The 2,062-nt window shown below is 60.2% G+C and carries 2 protein-coding genes; both read right to left on the reverse strand.

Annotation, left to right across the window (positions count from 1 at the left end; genetic code table 11):
* A partial coding sequence (locus tag EU811_RS08730; protein ID WP_142938091.1) for a DUF559 domain-containing protein occupies positions 1 to 966 on the reverse strand: 966 nt, incomplete at its 3' end.
* Between the two features lie 115 nt (positions 967 to 1,081).
* Positions 1,082 to 1,945, reverse strand: a complete 864-nt coding sequence (locus EU811_RS08735; protein ID WP_142938092.1) for an HAD family hydrolase — start codon at positions 1,943 to 1,945, stop codon at positions 1,082 to 1,084.
* Between the last annotated feature and the right edge of the window lie 117 nt (positions 1,946 to 2,062).

Consider the following 2,062-nt stretch of genomic DNA (forward strand, 5'->3'; position numbering starts at 1 on the left):
CAGAAAACCATACGGCCGCAAGCCTGAGCTGACGGCGGGATCCTGCCAGGCTGATCTCAGAGCGCGTTTAATCTTCCCAATGGCTGATGAAGAATGGTCCGCCAGGTCATCTTTTCCGAACTTGAGGACCGTCCAACCTGCTGCTTCGAATGCTTTGTCGCGTCGCCGGTCGCTAAATATCTGTTCCTGCTCAAGGTGATGGCCGCCGTCGTACTGTATCGCTACTCGCCGATCGCGGAAGCCCAGGTCCGCGGACGGGGAGAACGGGTCGCCCGGCCGGAGCTGTACCTGCAGCTCCGGTTCGGGAATACCAGCGTCCAGCATCGCCAAGCGGAGTAGCGACTCGGGTGCGGAGTCGGCGCCCACGCGCATGAGGTCGAGTGCTTCTCTTGCCCGAACCACACCCTGCAGATTCTTGTGCCTATCCACCATTTTGCGGAGCGCCTCAAGTGTAGTGAATGGTGTATCGCGTTCTTCGAACTCCAGCCTGGGAGTTCGGATGAGTTCGTCGCCCATGCAGACGAGGTCGGGGACCGGAAGGCGTCTTGCGAGATCCAACCAAGTCCGCGATCGAGTGCTGATCCAGATGCCACGGACAAACTCGATCTCGTCCTCGGAGGCGACTACCGTGTGCCCGATCACTCCCTTGCGCCGAACTGAAGGGAGATGCCTCGGCTTGCTGAGATGCAATTCGTTGGAGTCCGACAACCAAGGCGGAAGACAGGATCCATGTAGCCTCGCGGCCGTTACATGTGAAATCCAAGCGCCAGGAGTTGCAGCTGAGAGCGCTCTTGCAGCCGCTGACAGGTCGAAATTCCAGTCGGAAGGTCGATAAACACCTCGGCTAACGCCATCAATCTTGGTTCGGTTCCTTAGGTGCGATCGCTTGAGGCCCGCAACCTCGGCCTCGTCGAGAGTGAAGGGTGCAACCGTCAGTTGCGGAGGAATCGGCGTGAAGTTCTTCATACCGGCATTCTTGCCCAGATACGTTGAAGGCACCGGAAGTTATCCACAGGCTGTGTGAGGCCCGCGCGTGATGTGAGGGAGCGCTGGGATTAGGCGCGCGTGATGTGAGAGAGCGTTAGACGTGGGGGCCGCGGAATTTCGCGAATCCGCGCCATAGACCGTAGACGGCTCCGCCGACGGTCGCGGCTTTGAGGCCGAATGTTGCGGCGCGGCGTCCGGAACGGAAATCGTAAACGGGCCAATTGTTTTCACGCGCATGCCGGCGCAGCTTTGCATCCGGGTTGATGACCACTGGATGTCCCACCATGGTGAGCAAGGGAATGTCATTGGCGGAGTCGCTGTAAGCCCAGCAATGGTCCAGGTCCAGCCCTTCGCGATCTGCAACGATTTGGACAGCGATCGCCTTGGCAGGTCCGTGCAGGATGTCGCCTACAAGCTTCCCCGTGTACACGCCGTCGTCCACCTCGCCCACGGTGCCCAGGGCGCCGGTCAGACCGAGCCGGGTGGAGATGACTGTGGCCACTTCGATGGGCGTGGCAGTCACGAGCCACACTTTACGGCCCACCCGGAGGTGTTGGTCGGCCAGCGCCTTGGTTCCGGGCCAGATCCGCGACTCGATCATTTCGTCGTAAACCTCTTCGCCCAAGGCCTTGATGTCCTCGACCGTAATGCCCGCAGCAAGTGTCAGCGCGGAGTCACGCACCGAATGGACATCTTCCATGTTCTCGCCGCGCATGACGAACTTGAATTGCTTCCAGGCGAATCCGGCGGCCTGCGAAAGAGTGAACGCTTTGCGCTCATACATTTTGCGAGCCACGTGGAAGAGGCTGGCACCTTTCATCAACGTATTGTCGACATCGAAAAAAGCGGCCTCGCCAGCGTACTTCCGCGCCATGTCCTTTTTGGCCGCGTCCCTCTGTACGGCGTCCTGCTGCACCAAGGCATCTGCGACCACGGCGGCGTTCTTCTCCTCGGGCATGCTTTGAGTCTAGTCAATCACCGGGGCCAGTGTTGAGGACGCACGGTGGCGTCACCCACGGCGTGGGATGTGAGAGAGCGTTGGCCGGACGGGCATGGGGATGAACTGGTCCCCGAT

This window comes from Arthrobacter sp. TS-15 (assembly GCF_006964045.1).
In the GTDB taxonomy this organism is placed as follows: domain Bacteria; phylum Actinomycetota; class Actinomycetes; order Actinomycetales; family Micrococcaceae; genus Arthrobacter.